This is a genomic window from Blastopirellula marina (genome assembly GCF_002967765.1).
In the GTDB taxonomy this organism is placed as follows: domain Bacteria; phylum Planctomycetota; class Planctomycetia; order Pirellulales; family Pirellulaceae; genus Bremerella; species Bremerella marina_A.
The window spans coordinates 349523-367384 of sequence record NZ_PUHY01000005.1 but is presented as its reverse complement, the minus strand read 5'-3'; the positions used below and the strand labels follow the sequence as shown (position 1 = coordinate 367384).

General features: G+C 51.1%; 11 protein-coding genes. 2 read left to right on the top strand and 9 right to left on the bottom strand.

The genetic code is table 11. The annotated features are described in order from the left end of the window. Positions 1-12: 12 nt before the first annotated feature. Together C5Y83_RS05605 and C5Y83_RS05600 are read right to left on the bottom strand one after the other, a co-directional pair. The gene (locus C5Y83_RS05605; protein WP_105328669.1) at positions 13-441 is read right to left on the bottom strand and encodes a hypothetical protein; all 429 of its coding nucleotides are present in this window, start codon (positions 439-441) and stop codon (positions 13-15) included. Next, the gene (locus tag C5Y83_RS05600) at positions 414-1388 is read right to left on the bottom strand and encodes an HD-GYP domain-containing protein (protein WP_105328668.1); all 975 of its coding nucleotides are present in this window, start codon (positions 1386-1388) and stop codon (positions 414-416) included. Before C5Y83_RS05600 ends, C5Y83_RS05605 begins: the two co-directional genes overlap by 28 nt. Positions 1389-1871: 483 nt before the next feature. Here C5Y83_RS05600 and pelA point away from each other — a divergent pair, with 483 nt between their 5' ends. Beyond that, the gene (gene pelA / locus C5Y83_RS05595; RefSeq protein WP_105328667.1) at positions 1872-2885 is read left to right on the top strand and encodes a pectate lyase; all 1014 of its coding nucleotides are present in this window, start codon (positions 1872-1874) and stop codon (positions 2883-2885) included. A gap of 14 nt (positions 2886-2899) precedes the next feature. Here pelA and amt read toward each other — a convergent pair whose 3' ends face one another. The 7 genes from amt to C5Y83_RS05560 all read right to left on the bottom strand — a co-directional run bounded on the left by amt (position 2900) and on the right by C5Y83_RS05560 (position 15776). Next, on the bottom strand, positions 2900-6739 hold the full coding sequence (gene amt / locus C5Y83_RS05590) for an ammonium transporter (RefSeq protein WP_105328666.1): 3840 nt from the start codon (positions 6737-6739) through the stop codon (positions 2900-2902). A gap of 332 nt (positions 6740-7071) precedes the next feature. Next, a complete protein-coding gene (locus tag C5Y83_RS05585) occupies positions 7072-7641 on the bottom strand; it encodes a flavodoxin family protein (RefSeq protein ID WP_261341458.1) in 570 nt (189 codons plus the stop codon). A gap of 112 nt (positions 7642-7753) precedes the next feature. After that, the gene (locus C5Y83_RS05580) at positions 7754-8686 is read right to left on the bottom strand and encodes an alpha/beta hydrolase (RefSeq protein ID WP_233207115.1); all 933 of its coding nucleotides are present in this window, start codon (positions 8684-8686) and stop codon (positions 7754-7756) included. Between the two features lie 500 nt (positions 8687-9186). Beyond that, positions 9187-10890, bottom strand: a complete 1704-nt coding sequence (locus tag C5Y83_RS05575) for a glycosyltransferase family 2 protein (RefSeq protein ID WP_105328665.1) — start codon at positions 10888-10890, stop codon at positions 9187-9189. 265 nt (positions 10891-11155) lie between these two features. Next, complete coding sequence (locus C5Y83_RS05570) at positions 11156-12307, bottom strand: glycosyltransferase (protein WP_105328664.1); 1152 nt, start codon at positions 12305-12307, stop codon at positions 11156-11158. Between the two features lie 776 nt (positions 12308-13083). Next, the gene (locus C5Y83_RS05565) at positions 13084-14829 is read right to left on the bottom strand and encodes a serine/threonine protein kinase (protein ID WP_261341457.1); all 1746 of its coding nucleotides are present in this window, start codon (positions 14827-14829) and stop codon (positions 13084-13086) included. Between the two features lie 320 nt (positions 14830-15149). Continuing rightward, entirely contained in the window at positions 15150-15776 is a 627-nt protein-coding gene (locus tag C5Y83_RS05560; RefSeq protein WP_105328662.1) for an RNA polymerase sigma factor, read from the bottom strand. A gap of 545 nt (positions 15777-16321) precedes the next feature. On the opposite strand from C5Y83_RS05560, the gene C5Y83_RS05555 reads away from it, so the two are divergent. Next, a complete protein-coding gene (locus C5Y83_RS05555) occupies positions 16322-17848 on the top strand; it encodes a sulfatase (protein ID WP_105328661.1) in 1527 nt (508 codons plus the stop codon). Positions 17849-17862 lie beyond the last annotated feature (14 nt).

Sequence of the window (17862 nt, the reverse complement as noted above, 5' to 3'; positions counted from 1 at the left end):
GCGATCATCGTGCTATGAATCGATGATCGCTCCGATTTCATAACATCGCTCGTTGATCTTTCGACAACGGGCGATCGTGACTGGAAACACGCCTCTTCCGAGCATCCACAGATTCATCCGTTCGCTAGGGAACAGTTGCTCGCCATTCAAAAGGCCAACGCCGCACTTCGATACGTTCGTGATCAGGACCGAATGCAGCCCACTGGATCGCCCGATGGATGGAAACGTTTGCGAGTAGCGTAGGATGCCGCGCGTCAGATGTAGAAAACGCACGTAACGACGCTGCTCGGACATGGTGGTCTTGGTTGGGCCCGATCCCTGGTAACCTTCGAGCAGCGCGCGTGGTACCTGAATATCGAAGGGAAGAACGCTCAATGCCTTCTGGAAAGCGGCATCGTCACAGACACCCACATCTACTGAATCGTAAGTGCTTTCCAGCATTGAACCATCTCCTGATCGAGCTTGTTCGGGGTGAGTCCTTCTAATATCTCCATCGCTTCGTTCTTCGTCGCTGGATTTCGATACGGACGATTGCTTGTCAGTGCCTCAAAGATATCGACCACGGCACAGACCTTCGCGTAAAAGTGCAACTCGTTGCCGCCTATTCCGACTGGGTAGCCCGAACCGTCCAGCTTCTCGTGATGCTGATAGACCATCATCAATTGTGCCTCCGTCATGTCGTCACGCACAGCTAAATCAATGAAGCCGTCGGTCGGATGTCGCTGGATGATCGCCCATTCGGTATCGGTGAGACGTTCCTTCTTGTTCAGAATGCGTAGCGGTATGCGAAGCTTACCAAGGTCGTGCAGTAAGCCGCCCATCGAGATGTCGCGAAGCTCCTTTTCATCGGAAACACCAAGCCCTTTGGCGAGCAGAAGCGAGTAACTAGCCACGTTGTAAACGTGTGTGTAGGTGTGATAGTCGTGTCGCAAAACATCGAACAGTTCGGAAACAACTACTTCGTTTTCGGAAATGATCGTCGACATGTAGGTGCTGAGTTCACCGACTTGCTTGATCGTTTCGTCGAGCTGGCCACCCTGAAATACCTCTCGCAGCATGCTGCGTCCGGTATCCCCCAGAAATTGCAGTCGATCGGTCAGCGGCAGATCATGATTTGCGATGATGCTGACCACATTGTTTTGCAGGTGATTCTGATAGTCTTCCGCCTGCTCGCGTGGGACGTAAACGGTTTCGATCCCGCTTTCCAACAAGGTCGAAAGCTCGTCGCCGGCGATATCGATATGGCGACGTCGAAAGAGAACCGGTGCCGACTCTTTTTCTTGACCGAGATAGATGTCAACCGGCAGTGTGCCTGTTAAGCACAATGTATGCAGCGGAACAGGCAGAAAGTTCCGCCGTTGGCTCGCGACATCGGTTGCGGTCGACATTTTCTAAGACCTATTTAGGACCATGACAGCGCATTCTGTCATCAACTTATAAAGCCGTAATACGCTCACCCAAAAATAGGTCTCACAATGCATCAAAGCAAAAGAATTTCCCTTCTTCCGACGGGGTTATTGCTATCTCGCAGGTGCTTGTTTAGCTAATTCAACGTGACGTCGTTTGACATGTTTCCATTCATCCACAAGCACGCCTACAGAAGCCGTTTCCGCGACCAGAACTCGACGTATTCTCATGCGATACGCTGCACCTTTTACGCAGTCACACTCCTTACCGAACGGACGTCACTCTATTCACATATCAATGATCGAAATCGCGTAATCATTGATACCCTGGCCGAGACATATTGGGCCACGCTAGAGCAAGTTCCAGTATTTTGCAGGCGGCCAAGCCGGATGGTATCGTGAGACTTCCTACCGAATACACGCCTCTCACATTTACTCGCTCCGTCCTTCGATCCGGAACCCTCCATGGCTATCCGAGCATTGCTCCCATTCGTTCTATTGCTTGCCAGTTCGGCGTCACTATTAGCTGCCACGCCTGCTGAACGCCTTGTGCGTAGACCGTCGGATTGGTTCACCAGCGAAGAAGGGAAACAGACCCTCAATCATGTCCTTGCCTGGCAGACCAAGCATGGCGATTGGCCGAAAAACGTCGATACCACCAAGCCAGTTCCTGCCGCAGAAACGCGGCCTAATGGAACATTCGACAACGGCGCCACCGTGGGAGAACTACGCCTGTTGGCCAAAGCCTATCGAATTACCCAGGACCCGCGTTATCGAGATGCATTCCTTGCCGGCTTCGATCACATTCTGGCCGCCCAGTACGCCAACGGTGGGTGGCCTCAATACTACCCGTTGAACAACAAATACAACCGTTACGTTACCTTCAACGATTGGAGCATGATCCGCTTGATGATACTCCTGAAAGATGCGGCAACCGAAAACGACTTTGCCTGGCTTGATGAGTCCCGCAGACGCCAAGCAAGCGAGGCAGTCGCGCGCGGAATCGATTGCATCATCAAGTGTCAGGTTGTCGTCGATGGGAAACGCACTGTTTGGTGTGCTCAACATGACGAAGTGACCCTCGCTCCAGCGAAGGCACGTACTTTCGAGTTAGTCTCGCTTAGCGGAGGCGAAAGTGAAGGAATTCTGACCTTCCTGATGCGTCTCGAAGATCCATCGCCTGAAGTGATCGCCGCGGTTGAAGCGGGTGTTGCCTGGTACGAGACGTCGAAAATCACCGGCTTTCATTACCAGAAAGCAGACGGCGAGCGTCGTTTGACTGCCGACCCTATGGCAAGTCCGTTGTGGGCTCGCTTTTACGAGATCGAGACGAATCGACCTATCTTCTGTGGACGCGACGGAGTGAAAAAGTACGATGTCATGGAGATCGACGCCGAACGCCGCAACGGCTATGCCTGGTACGGGAACTGGGGCGAAGACGTGGCTGACGCTTACCGGAAGTGGCCACACAAGAACTAGTGTCTTGCGGGGCCCTAACTTACTTCGGTTGGAGTTGTATGCTGAGATGCCGCTTCACTGTCAGTGTCGCAGATCATTTTCTGTATCGAGCTGATCAATTCTGCTCGGTCAATTGGCTTAGTCGCAAACCCATCACATCCTGCCTCGATGCATTTTTCGCGATCACTAGCCATTGCGTGAGCAGTCAATGCGATAATCTTGCCTTGATATCCTTCCGAGCGTAGCAATCGGACAGTCGAATATCCGTCGAGAACCGGCATCTGCATATCGGTGAGGAAGACATCAAATGAACTTCCTTCCGCTCCAACGCGTTTGATCTCGTCGTACGCCAACTGCCCGTTTTCGACCACCTTCACGTCTGCGCCAGCCTTACGCAAAACGAACGAGATCAAGCGTTGGTTATCGATCCCATCTTCAGCCAATAAGATCTGGATGCCAGAAAGCTTCTGCCCTGTTTCCACCCTGGTGATCCTGGGAGTCTCGGATTCTTCGCTTATTTCGGGCGTGGCCTCGGGTAGGGTTTCGCGTTTCGGCTTAATCATCCTGACGCGCGTGATGTTGCCCGTTGCAACCGAGACAGTGAATGTACTTCCCATGCCTTTTTCAGACTCGATTTCAATACCGCCACCGAGTAATTGTGACAGGCAATTCGAGATTCGTAGTCCCAATCCCGTTCCGCCAAACTCCCGCGTTGTCGAAGAGTCGGCCTGACTGAACGCTTCGAAATTAGTAATCCGCTGTAGTTGGTCCGGCGTCATTCCAATTCCCGTATCTGTGACACGGAATAACATTCGTTTTCGCTCTTTGTCGAATTCCAAGCCAATTGTCACCTCTCCGATTTCGGTGAACTTGATCGCGTTTCCGACGACGTTTAGCAACACCTGTCGTAAACGAATTGGATCAGATTGAATCGTTTCAGGAAATGCACTGTTGTAACGAACCCTTAATGCGATTCCCTTGCCAACCGCGCGGACATTCATCAATGAAACCACCTCTTCCACAATACTTGCAGGGCGCGTGGGGATGATTTCCAACTTCAGTTTGCCGGCATCGATCTTCGACATATCCAGAATATCGTTCACGATCGCCAGCAAATGTTCTCCGTTGCGATGGATCGTTTCCAAGGCGTTGAACTGCTCGTCCGTTTGATCTTCGCGAGCAAGTTCGCCCAGCAAAAGTTCCGAGTAACCGAGAATTGCCGTCATCGGTGTGCGAATTTCGTGCGACATGTTCGCCAGAAATTCGCTCTTGGCAGCATTCGCTGAATTAGCAGTCTCGATTGCTTCGTGCAGTTCTTGCACATCGATGTGAACGCCGACCATTCGCTTTGGCCGGCCCTGTTCATCACGTGCCACCACCTCGCCGATATCACGAATCCATTGCCAGGATCCGTCCTTGCGTCGGGCACGCACCTGACAACAGTAGACGTTCGTCTCACCTTTGAAATGGCGACGAAGCGCCTCTTGCGACAGATTAAGGTCATCGGGGTGACATAAACGCAACCAAGTCTCAATTGTCATCGGCATCTCGCCTGGTTCGTAACCAAGCATCTGATACCAAAGGTCGTTGAAGACGACGTTACCCGTCTGGACATCCCAGTCCCACAAACCTGTACCAGAAGCACGCAAGGCAAGATCAAGCCGTTCGGTCAGGCGCAAGTTTTCGTGTTCCGCAGCCTTTCGAGCCGTAATGTCTTGCGCAACACCCATGTAGCCAACGATGTTCCCTTGCGGATCTCGCTTCGGTGTGATCACCAGTTGGACAGTCACGGTCGATCCATCCTTGCAGTTGTACGTCCACTCGTGATCCTCGTAACCACCGAGTGAGGCGTCTTTCACGAAGATGTCTAACCCTTCGATCTGCTCGTCATACTTCTCGACCAACTCCGCGCGACGGGCATTAATCTCCGATTCGATATGCAGGATCATTGGGGTTTCCTTGCCCACAAGCTCCTCCGCCGCGTAGCCTAACATCCGTTCGGCACCGGTATTAAAGGTGGTGATTATCCCCTGTTTGTCGGTCGCGATCACAGCAAAATTGGTCGCCGCATCCAGCAGCATTTCCAATTCGCGCCGTGCCGCCTCCGAGGCTGTTTCGGCTTCCTTTCGGCTAGTAATATCAAATCGAAGTGAGACATACTTCTCGATATTGCCATCGGCATCAAAGAAGGGAACGTTGGTTGAATCGACCCAGTAAAGCGATCCATCCTTGGCGCGATTGCACACTTCGTCACGCCACGTTTCTCCCCGGGCGATTGTTTTCCACATATTCACCCAAAACGATTTGGGGTGATGCCCTGAGTTTAGGATGCGGTGATCCCTTCCAATCAATTCGTCTTCTGTGTAGCCAGAAATGCGACAGAAGCCCTCATTCACCTCGATAATTTTGCCCTTCTTATCGGTGATCGAGTAGAGCGTATGTTGGTCAAGGATATGCTTCAGCGCTTCGATCTGACGATTTGATTCGACGACGACTCGCTTTGTCTCGTACAATTCCTCAATAGCCGACTCGAGCTGATGCTGCTTGCGATTAAGTGACGTCACCAAATTGTTGTAAGCGATCGCCACTTGCCCCACATCTGTATGCGAACACAAGTCAAACTCGGCATTGAACTCGCCCGTTTCGTGATGCGATTCCATCAATTGCAACAGTTCGTACAACTCGGAAGGATCGCCATGTTCGGCAACGTTCAGCCCGATCGTTTCTGACTCTGCGTCAACTCGTAGGTGATATACGAAATTGACAAACGTCAGCACGACATAGCCACCGACAAACGCCCAACCGAAACAAATGACCGCACCCAGGAACTGCGACTCCAGTTGTTCCCAACGAGTCAGTCCAGTTCCCAGTAGGGTAAGATCACCGAATATGGCCACGCAAAGCGTACCCCAGACACCCGCCAATCCATGCACGGGCACCACACTGACTGGATCATCCACTTCAAAGAATTCCATCGCTTTCACACCGATCATGGCGATAACACTAGCCACAGCTCCGATGATCATCGCGGAAGATAGCGATACCACATTGCAACAAGCGGTGATTGCAACGAGTCCAGCCAAAAAGCCATTGATAAACGTCTCGAGTTCCTTCTTACGACGGCACAGCCTAGTACAAAGGATGGCGACCGTAGCTCCGCCAATCCCTGCCATGATGGTTGTCGTCACGATGCGTGGCATTCGATCGTCTAGCTGAAAAGCACTTCCCGCGTTAAAGCCGATCCACCCAAAAATAAGCAGAAACATCCCGACCGAAGCAATCGGCAAGTTGTGTCCGTGGTAATGGACGGGCTTCTCCTTGTGGAAGCGATTCAACCGCGGGCCAATCAATAAGCAGCATGCCAGTCCGACCCACGCACCCACACCATGAACAACGCTAGCGCCCGCGAAATCAACAAAGCCAATGTTTCGTAGCCATCCACCTTGGCTCCACACCCAGTGAGCATAGAGGGGGTAGAACAATGAGGACATCACCGCCGCGACTACTAGATAGCCAGTGAATCGTAACCGTTCTGAGACCGCTCCGCCGATGATCGTCGTGGCGGTACCACAAAAGGTCAGTTCAAACAGAAAAAAAGCCAACGAGTAGCTATCACTACCATCGCCGGCAAAGGGAATACTATCGAAGCCGAATAGACCGTAATGCGATGTTCCGAAGATCAGCGAAAATCCAAACAACCAAAAGATCACCGCTGAGAGCCCAAAGTCTGCGACGTTCTTCGCGGCGACATTCGTGCTGTTCTTAGAGCGCGCTAAACCAGCCTCCAGGCAGCAAAAGCCTGCCTGCATCAGAATAACGAGTGCAGCGCATGCGATGAGCCACGCCTCGTTGATTGTATTGGCTGAAATCTCCACGAACCTACCCCGGAAACTACATTAATCGTGTGTTCCAATTCGTTTTGAAAGGTGCTGAAATATAGGAGAGCCACTTGCCAAAGGTGGCGAGTTCCTACGAGATTGTCTGCAATTGCGGGTCTCCTCATAAAAGATCCGCCGAAATGTAAGTAGCAGACAGCATCTCTGTAACGCCTGGACAAGAGATGGCGGTTGTAATGATTAAACGGAGGTCGATCGTTGTTCATCTGCTGTTGTTTTCATGAGCATACAACCCTGGTGAGCGCAGCCACGATTCTCAAGCTCTAATCGAAAACAATTCCGATCGATGATCTTGCAGAGCCCGGAAACCGCTATTTGCCGAGATCGCCGAACCGATCATAGGTTTGCTTCAGCGGGTGATTCTCGCTGCGACCTTCAATCATCGTCGAGGCCCATTCAGCCAAGCGTTGTCCTAAGCGAAGACAAGCTTTTCGTTCCTTCTCCTCACGCGGCTCGCCGGCGACAATCGCTCCGTAATGGGCTGAGAATTTGATCCCGGTATAGTCAGTCAAGCCGAAGACCAGAAAGCCGTAGTTGATCAAGATCGAAAACAACGCCATGCAAGTCCACTCTTGTCCACCGCCCCAGGCGCCTGCTGAACTGAAGACACAGGCAATCTTGCCATCGCGCTTGCCCCAGTTCTCAATCGGTTGCTCGTCCCACCACTTCTTCATCTGCCAGCTGACGCTGCCGTAGTTTGTCGGCGAGCCGACTGCGATCCCATCGCACCACTCCAGATCGGTATGATCTGCTTCCGAGATATCTCGCAGGCGAACTTCGGTCCCATCGACCAATTCTGCGCCGTCGGCTACCAATTCTGCCATTCGACGCGTGTTCCCACTGTTGGAATGATAGAGAACCAATACCTTTGTCACCGCCATCACCTCACAAACTCGAGAAGACAAAATAGAAAGCCTAATCCCACACCAATGAGAACGCCATGCCAAGAATGGCATGGCGGCGTGAAGATCTAATTATCGCGGCATATCTTCGTTAATTTGTCGATCCTTCATCGACCGGCTGAAAGACATGCTGGGCAAACCAGTAAAGGCTGCTGCTCCAATGCTGTGGATCATGTCCATGGCCGTCGACGTGCCAGGTGTGATCAACGTTGTTCTCCTTGAGGAATTTGTGCATGGCTTGCGAGATATTGATCAGACCATCCTTATTCCCACAGGTTAGAACAATCAACTTCGCTTGATTCTGCAGTGCCTCAACGTCGGGAATCAGCTCGATGGCCGGCTTCGTATTCGGCGCCGAAGAAAATGCCCCGATCCACGCAAACGTGTCTAAGTGAGACAGTCCGAAGTTAAGCGTTTGCCCTCCCCCCATCGACAACCCAGCAATCGCCCGATGCTCTCGATCAGCGGCAACAGCGTACTTCGCTTCGATCGCTGGGATGACGTCGTCCAGCAAATCGCGTTCGAAATTGGCGAAGGCCGGTGCGCTGGCAAATACGTTGCCTTCCGCTCGGTCATTCTTCTGAGCCCGTCCGTTTGGCATGACGACGATCATGGGAACCGCTTTCTTGTCTGCGATCAAGTTGTCGAGCATCACGTCGACATTCGCAAATCGCTGCCATTCGGTTTCGTCACCACCAATACCATGCAGCAAGTACAACACTGGATACTTCTGATCTGCCGAGAACCCTGGCGGTGTGTACACCTGCATCTTTCGAGTTGTTCCGACCGTCTTCGACTCGTACGAAACCATCTCGAGCTTACCGTGAGGGATGTCCTCTCGTTTGGTTTTGAACTTCTTAGGAGGCGTCTCGAAAGCAGCCACGTCATCTTCATTCAGTTGAATCGGCCCTCCAAACCCTCGCGGCCGATTTGGGCGATCCGACGCATCTTGAGCCATGACTAAAGGCAGATGCATACCGAGCAAGAGAAGAAAGACAAGCGAAATAGTAAGCGTTGATTTCATGGGGCATCCGTTGGGGTAAGAGAAAGACACTATAAACGCATCACGACCACCCTTAACCGGCATCAGGCATCGACGACTCGATTCTAACGAACCAATAGCAAGCAAACCATGTTTCGCGAATAAGCTCAAATCCTTGAGAAATATTCCCGTACATCCTCTTTCTGTGTGAGGTTCTGTATCAGAGTCGTCCCCAGAAAATACATTCGGGAGAGTTTCGGGAGAGCCTTTGGTGGCGAACTCTGACGCAGTGATGCGTGTGTTCTCGGATTCGAGTAATCCCGAGGGATTGCTGTCTTCTAGAATCCCTTCCGGCACGGCGTATCTCTCGACTATGCAGGCAGCCCACCTCTTTTCTCCTATCAGCAACCAGTCTTCATCAAGTCTTTCCTTCATCGCGAACAAGTACGTCGCTCGCTGCCTCTGTGCTTAGCAATGCATCCTCAGATAGTCATGCCTAGGTGGGCGTAACCACTAACGATACTCATCACGGAGTCATCGGGTCACGGGAATTGCCGAAGTCGGAAATTCTTCACCGAATCAATATACACCTCTGCTTCGTCATCCCAGTCCAGCGTTTCCACTGGCCATTTATCCCACTTCAGAATTATCTGCTTCGAAGTCAACTCGTAAGAACCAGAGTCGATTCCGGGTCGCATCATTCGTCCGCTTGGAAAGCAATGAAGTTCCCCTTCCCAGTCTGGGTGAACTGCGTAAAAACGAAGCATTGGCTCATTCTTCATCGAAGAATCAGATCTGAACTCCGTCATGTGTTTCCAGAAGTCACTCTGCCGGGGGTTTTTATAGTGTTCATGTCGACATGATTCGGGATGCCATTGGTGACGTAAAAAAGGTGATCTTTCTCGAACAATCCCAACGTGTTCAGCAAGCGAATTATGGAATAGATCATCTTCACCTCCCCAACTCTGGAACTCAGGCACTCTACCGGCGGCCGCGAACCAATCGCGGTGCAACGCAACCATTCCGTGACTAAGATCCTGCCAGCAGTCATGCCTTCCGTGTCGATCAAGGCTTTCATAAATGGGACACCATGCTTTACCAGAATTGACAAGATCGACGGCTCGCCGAACTGCCTCCGAACTGACGATCATGTCTGCATCACAAAGAACGATGCGATCGCTTGTCGCATTTTCGACGGCTGCATTAATTCCCTTACCTCGAGAGAACGGATCTGCCATCGTAACGACATTGACTCTTAAGTTTCCGGCTGCTTTACAAAGCCACTCTTGGAGTGGCCAATCGTCGGACTCAAAATCGGCGACAACCAACTCGATGCTGCCGAGATCGACCAGATCTTCGGCCGCCTGAGCAAGCGATCGTACGCTATTCGGAAATAATTCAATCGTTTGATCATCCACTCGAAGGCGAGAGCGGTTTTTCAATGCGACACAGACAGAAATAAGTAGGGAATCATTACCTATCAGCGAGTTGTCTTCCTTTTGACGCGTTTGAATAAGTTGGTCAACGTGTTGGCGTAGCGTGGCGTCAGCAATTGGACTTGGCTCCAATTCAAAATTGCCTGGCGCCAGATCAAGTGGACTATCACCACCGCTCATGCACATGTGCTCGTACTTGGATTTGCCGCGTAGGACAAAGAAGCGATCTTCCGAGAGTAGTGGATACGAGATGAAAGATTGCTGTAATGCCTCGTGAACACGCTGAAAAAATGCATCGTCCTCATTGAGGTGCTGTGCAGGGTAGCCACCCACGCGCCGCCATAGTGATTTAGTAAACATCACTAAGGCATGGCTCACCCATTCGCGGATTGCCTGATTGTTATGAAGCGGACCTGATCCCCAATAGGCCCAGAATTCAGCGGGACGGTAGAATTCCGTCGCTAGTCGCTTCATCTCGGCAAGCGAGAAGGAAAGACGCCATGGCAGATAAATATCGTCGTCATCCCAGACTGCCATGATGTCTCCCTGGGCCAATTCGATCGCCGCATTGCGTTTTTCTCCCAGAGTAGGATATCGCTCGTCCGCATTGAAAACATGAATGCCCGGTTGATCGCAAGCAAATCGTTGCCCAGGACAGTCGTTGAGAATCACTAATTCCTTGCGAGGATAGTCCTGGGCGAGGAACATTGCGATCGCTTCATTCACGTAGTCAGGACGCCCGTAAGTTGGCATGATGCAACTTATCAGCGGTTCCTGTACGCATTTCTCTCCTGGTAGATGCAAGCTCATCGTTAATCTTTAAATCTATCCCTGCCCGAAAGAATACGTGCGAGACATCCATTGAGAAGGCTCTGGTTGCAAGGGGCGTTCACCACAAAATATTCCCGGCTGATTACAGATTGTCTGAATCCGTCTAATAAAGTGAAGAAGTACGACCTTGGGGTTATGACGTCATCATTACGTCACAATATAGCGAGCTTGTACCTTCCTATTAGAGAGCTTCAGCGACTAGAACGGATTTCGACGAGAGATGCTGCGCTTTTGCTTTTCCTTGTCACTGGGAGGAAAACATTGAGTTCGCGTCCATCAGCGTTTTGCAATCTGCCTGAATTGCTTCGTCAAACTCTCGATTGGAAGTTCGAGATCGAATAGCGGGGAAAATCGGCGCTTCTGTATGGGCAATAGGATCTTCTAACAAATAATCCCATGCCTCTTGGCTCATGGAGCCTTGCTCAACGAAATGTTGATAGACCGGAAGAACGTCGCGATCCAGCTCTTGAAATTCCAACACGTAATTGCGAATCTTATTCCAAGCTGATACTCGATAAGGAACGCCATGGACGCGATGAAACCTATGAACCCAACGTAACCACGGCAGACATATTGCCTTTCCTCCCTGGCGGCGGACTTTTTCGTGGATGTAAAGTTCCTCGCCGCCGAAACCCCGCGCATGCTCGTTGAAACCAGGCCAAGCCTCCTTTCGACAACTGAATAGTCCCAGGCCCATTCCAGGTACTTCAAACGGCTCGTCATTGTCGTTAGCGGCGAGCTGTCGATAGCCTTTACTTTTCAATTGGCGTTCATGGCCAGGATATTCCATCTCCGGAAACTTACCTCCGCAGGTCGAACATTCTGTCAGAATATCGAATCCCATTTCGACCGACCGGTAGTCTAAGCAACCATTCTCGTTGTGGGTAGAAAACCGAAGACCTTGATCCGAGCACATACACTGCCAGGCACTGCCCCACGTTCCCCACATCTCTGCCCGCCATTGGTCATTAAAGTGGGTCACAAAGTTCTCCATGTCGTCGTAAACCAGCGGCCCACTGTAAATGTCGCGCGAGGTCGGGTATTGCTCGTACCATTCCAACAATTTACGAATCGCCGCCGGAGGGAGCAGCACATGACAATCCAGAACCAATACGTTGTCGGAGGTCGCAACGTCGAAGATCCTCTGACGCGAAATCGAGGTCCCAATCGGAGATCTCATTGGCACATATTGCGAGGTCGTCCCCGCGATTGCTATGTGCCGTTCAAAAAACTCTTTAACCGCCGCTCCCTCGGCACTGTCAGGCGAATTGTCGACAAGAATAAACTCAATTCGAGAAAGCAAGTCACGATTCTGAAGACGTAATGACTGCAACGTGAAGTAAACGCCATCGTAATCGCGAAAATGAGCCAATCCAATTGTGAGGTCAGGCTTCATAAGAAGGACTCCGGAGCAAAACAATACTCCTCAAGCTGCCAGCGTACCGTGGTTACGTCAAGTGCTCACAGTTGCCAGCACCCACCGAGTCGAACATACCTGTCGTAGCACTCAGCAACGAGATCCGAACGAGCATTAAGAGGTCGAATCAAAGACCGATGAAAGCGATTCCGTTGTCGTCGACGTCGTCGTTGAAGTAGTGGTAGATGTAGACGTCGTAGTCGAGCAATTCGTAATTGCGCATTGAGTCGACACGTACTTTGCGAATTCACCCCACAGCAGCAGTGTGCTATCACCACTAACACACGACTGGCTGACCTCAAAATGAAAGTCTCCTGCTAAACAGGGTATGAAAGTGGCCGAGGTTGGCTTGTCACTTTGGGGCGGCGACGTTCCTGGTTCAACCGCGTAATGAATCCCTCTGACTTCTTCATTTGGAAGTAGCGTCGAGATGGTTCCATCGATTGTGAGAACGCCATCGCAGCAGTGTGCATAGTTAATTCCGACCGTACCAAAATAGATCCCGGCCATGTCGACGGTTTGAGCTTTAACTGCATCCAACCCACCCGAGAGAAACGTTCGCCCCAAACTCTTCATCTGCTCAACGGATAGCTTGCACTTGGCGGCACCATCACTAAGGGAAATGTCGCCTTTCAAGATCGACAGTATGATATCCACATACACCGACGCGGCGTAGTCATTGTTTGTCATTTCCAAGCCCTGTTTTATTCTGCTAACTACTAATGACTGTCTGATCTACGGTCATCCACTTATTGCTAATGCTTTTGCAAGTCAGACTTTGTCAACACGGGACGATTTTCGTTAACCATTATGTCGAAAAATGTTGCCGAGGCCTTCGTGGCATAGATACCACACTCACTTGTTGCAACATTTTCTAAGCCAAGTGTATTGTTGTCCAAATCGACATTCCACACAATTTCCTCATTATTCCAATAAATGCCGAGGTACAGTGATGGATCTATTCCTGTCTCTATGCGAAGGGAATTACTCCCATCAGCATGCGGTACAACCGGCGCCCATGCGATTTGCGTGTAGGATTGCGAATAGGGATCGTATCGCCAATATCGACATCGATTGAACTCGAGTTTGTGAATTCCGTCGTCGGTTTCTCGAATTCCTATACAGTAGAATTCTACCCTTTCCCGGGCGCCCAACCATTCTGTGTGGTAGTTAAAGAAAAGCCCAACGCCTCCATTATCGCCGGGTTGTTTGATATGTGCTTCCAGGCTCGAAAACGCACCTGGATCATCTCCCAAAGCCAGAAGAGCAATGGAATCACAGTTCACACGTATAGCATCCTTAGATGGTAGCACTTCCCACGTCGAGAACGCGTCGCCTTGAGGAAATAGCAATTCCCTTACAACGGTATGTCTATCATCTGCCGGAAGGTCCCCCTGTGGATGCGCATCCAATAGGGTGTTAACCCCCATATTACTGGCCGGAGGATTTTGCAAGACTTTCGCAATCAGTACGATGAGACCAATAACGAATACTATTGTTACAGCGACTCCGATTAGTCGTCTTGGTATTCTCTTGCGTAGCGAGAAAATGCCTGCTGGCGAGTTCTGCCGAAGCGTGGATGGAACCGCGTTGGAATACGTCTCAGAATCTGGCACGCCTGACATCACTTGCAGTTGATCTAGTTGATGCCCGTTACAGAATTCGGTGAGATGTTCTGCTAATTCCTTAGCGGATGACAAGCGATCTTCCGGGCGTTTCGCAAGCAACTTGTCGACCAGCGTAGCAACGACGTCTGGCACGTCTTCGCGTAGGTCCTTCAATCGTGGTGGAGCAGTCCGCCGATGAGCGAGTACTTTGTCGGCCGCGGTCGGAAATTCGTTACTGGAAAAGGGGGGCCGTCCAGCCAACAACGTAAATAGCGTGCAGCCGAGCGAGTAGAGATCCGCCGTTACGTCTAAGGATATCGAGGAACCGGCTTGTTCTGGGGCCATGTAGTCAAGCGTACCAACGACAAGTCCGCTATTGGTGAGTTCGTCCTCTGCTGTCGAAATAGAAGTTAGCTTTGCCAGTCCCAAGTCGAGTATTTTGACAATTCCATTAGACTGAACAAAAAGATTCGATGGCTTTATATCCCGGTGAAAAAAGCCGGCATCATGAATCGCATGCAGGCCACAAGCCGCTTGACGTACGACTTCACAGGCATCAGCGACACTTAACATGCCGAACCGTCGGCTCAATTTACCAGCGTCCGTCCCCTCCAGAAATTCCATGACGAGAAACAGATGATCCCGCGAGACTCGAGCGTCGATCGCTGTGACTACATTTCGATGTTCGATCGAAGCAAGTGCCGCTATTTCTCGCAAGAATCGTTGTACGAATTGTTCGTCATAAAGCCGTTGGTCACCTAACACCTTGATCGCTCGTAAGCGTTTCAGGTAGATGTGTTCTGCTTTGTAGACGACCCCCATGCCTCCTCGTCCCACGCGTTCGATGATTCGATACTCGTTCCCGAAAAACTCCGGCAGTTCGTTGAGCGTCATCGAGGCAGTTGGCGCGTTCTCTCCTTTACTAGTTGTCGGCACGAAAGGAATTATTGTATTTTCTGCCCAGTCTCGAATTCGTAGAGCATCCACGTCCTCAAGAGACTGAGTCAACCGAAGTTCGTTCAGATGGAGGAGTAGCGGATCCTTGCAATCCATTCCGGCCAGCAGGTCTTGGCATATTTCGCAGTCCTCGATGTGAAGAGCAATGGCTTCGAATGAATCGTCGTCGATCGCCCCGACGGCAAATTCTCGCAAGTCATGTTCGGAAGGACAGGGTAGGCTCACGATCCAGATTCCGCGATAATCGCAATTAGGCTTTATATCTCGTCGAAGCTCAAGTCTTCCCTAAGCTTCTTCAGAACTCGACTCTTGGCCGTATAAACGGCTCCCCGCGAAATCCCTAAATCTGCCGCCACATGGCTTGGATCGCGTCCGTCAATTACAACTTGCCAGAATGCAGTCCAGGTTTGATCGCTAAAGTGATGGCGGATGTTTTCGATCAACCCAGAATACAGAAGAGAATTCTCCTGTTCTATTTCAATGGTGCTGGGTTTATCATCACCCTCGTCTATTTCCGATGAAGGGATTTCATTCAGCAACACCTTCGCTGCACTTCCGCCACGTGCCCGCGGCTCATCCTGCTCTCGTCGCCAATGATTCGCAACTTGGCGATATGTGATTGTTCTTAGCCAGTTTCGAAAAGCCTTCGAATTGCCATCGAAATTGTTGATTCCTACGGCAGCGGCCAGAAACACATCCTGGGCAACACCTTCGACATCAGCCGATTGCGGGAGCTTCTTGCGACACCAAAAACAGACGAGTCGCGAGTAAGTAGTAACCAATCGACGCCAAGCGTCGTTGTCGAGTCGCTTGGCCCGGGCTACGAGGCTGGTTGTTACATGATCAACCGTTGAAACGAAAGATGCTTCCGAGTGTTCTGTCACAGATGCCCTAGTTCAACGTATGAAACTTGGATTTTCCGCTGGAAGGCCAGTTCGTCTCGTTTCAACTCTTAAAGATTCCAGCGTTCATTGGAAATTACCCCCCATGAATCGCGAAGTCAAGTTTCCTCGAGTCAAATGATTTCGCCACCGCAAAGGATCTAAGACCATCAAATTGATACTCATCCCAGGTCCTCCCGTTAAGAATGATCTTTTTCGTGACAGACTACCACGACTTTTTCATTAGAAAAAAGGACGCATTCTTCTCCAGAACCCTATCCCCCAGTGTTCTTCTACTTAATCCGTTTGGAATCAGGGGTAGTCATACAGTCAGCCTTTTCGCCTTGCGAGGTTACGGGATCGCACTCCCTTTTTATCCCGTATCACAATTTCACTCACGTCGCTCCACATCATGAGTGCCGATAAAAGGCACCCTCGAATTGTTGCCCCGTGCGGACAATCGTTGACCTTGTTCTCGCTGCCGAAGATACTGGGGATGCCTATCACACATCCCACCGAACACAGAATCTCATGGAGCCGCTTACACTATGCATGGCTTGTTCAATCTGACCAGCGATAACTCCAGCCGCTATTTATTACACAGATTCGCTACACTTTTCTTTGTCCTGACTCTTCTTTCGGCCTCAATATTCCCGATCGATCACGCATATTCAGCAGAACAAGATCGTGTACCCAACATCGTACTCATCTTCATCGATGATATGGGTTACGGCGATGTTGAGTTCAACGGGGCGGAGGGGCCGCGGACGCCGAATTTGAATCAGATGGCGGCAGAGGGGATGAAGTTCACCGACTTCTATGTGGGCTGTGCGGTCTGTTCTGGATCACGGACGGCACTGATGACAGGGACTCATTATCAACGATTAAGTATGCCTCCAGTTCTCTTTCCGAACAGCAATGTCGGATTGCATCCAGACGAGCAAACGATGGCGGAAATGTTGAGGGACGCCGGTTATCGCACGGCGTGCATCGGTAAATGGCACTTGGGGCACCTACCTCCCTGCCTTCCGACCTATCAAGGGTTTCAAAGCTACTACGGTATTCCTTACAGCAACGACATGTGGATCGACCCGGCCAACAAGCGTTCGGACGACATCCTGCTTCGTGAAGGCGTGACGCAACAGGAGTTGGAGGAAGGCTACACCCGCAAGGATCGCGTACCTCTATTCCGTGACGAAGAAATCATCGAATACCCGGTCGATCAAAACACGATCACCAAACGTTATACCGAAGAAGCGATTCGCGTCATTCAGGACAGCAAGGACAAGCCGTTCTTCATCTACCTACCTCATACGATGGTCCACCTGCCACTCCATGTCAGCGATCGCTTTCGGGGACGAACGGATAAATTAATCTGGGATGCCATCGAAGAGGTTGATTGGTCGGTCGGTGAAATCTTGAAAACGCTGAAACAGGAGGGCTTGGCCGAAAACACCCTAGTCATTTTTACCAGTGATAACGGAGCGGCCGTCGGTTCCTCGCTGCCCCTGCGGGCCCAAAAAGGAAGTGTCTACGATGGAGGCATCCGTGAGCCAACGCTCATGTGGTGGCCAGGCAAAATTCCTGCCGGCAGCGTTTATCGTGAGGTAACCGCGTCGATTGATATCCTGCCAACGCTCGCCAAGTTGTGTGGAGGGAAGCTCTCCGGTCGCCGGATCGATGGACTTGATATCAGCGAAGTAATGTTCACCGAAAACGCGAAGGGTCCGCACGAATCGTACGTGCTGATGCACGGCCCAGGTACCGTACGTTCCGGAAAGTGGAAGTACTATCCTTGGAAAGAACGGAAGACAGGCCGGGAAGCCCCCAAGGGTCGCGCGCCATCCGATGAACCGGTTCAGCTATACGACATCGCCGCCGACATCTCCGAGACGACCAACTTGGCGGAAGCGCATCCAGAAGTTTGCCAACGTCTTCAAATGCTGTACGACCAACATGTAGCCGACATCCAGGCCAGCAGGCGTCCGACGGCGCAACTCGTCCGCCCCGAAGGCGCACCTCCGCCGCTTCATCCCAACCAGTGGAAAAAGAAAGAAGCAGAGAACAAAAAGTAACTTCTCTGCTGAGT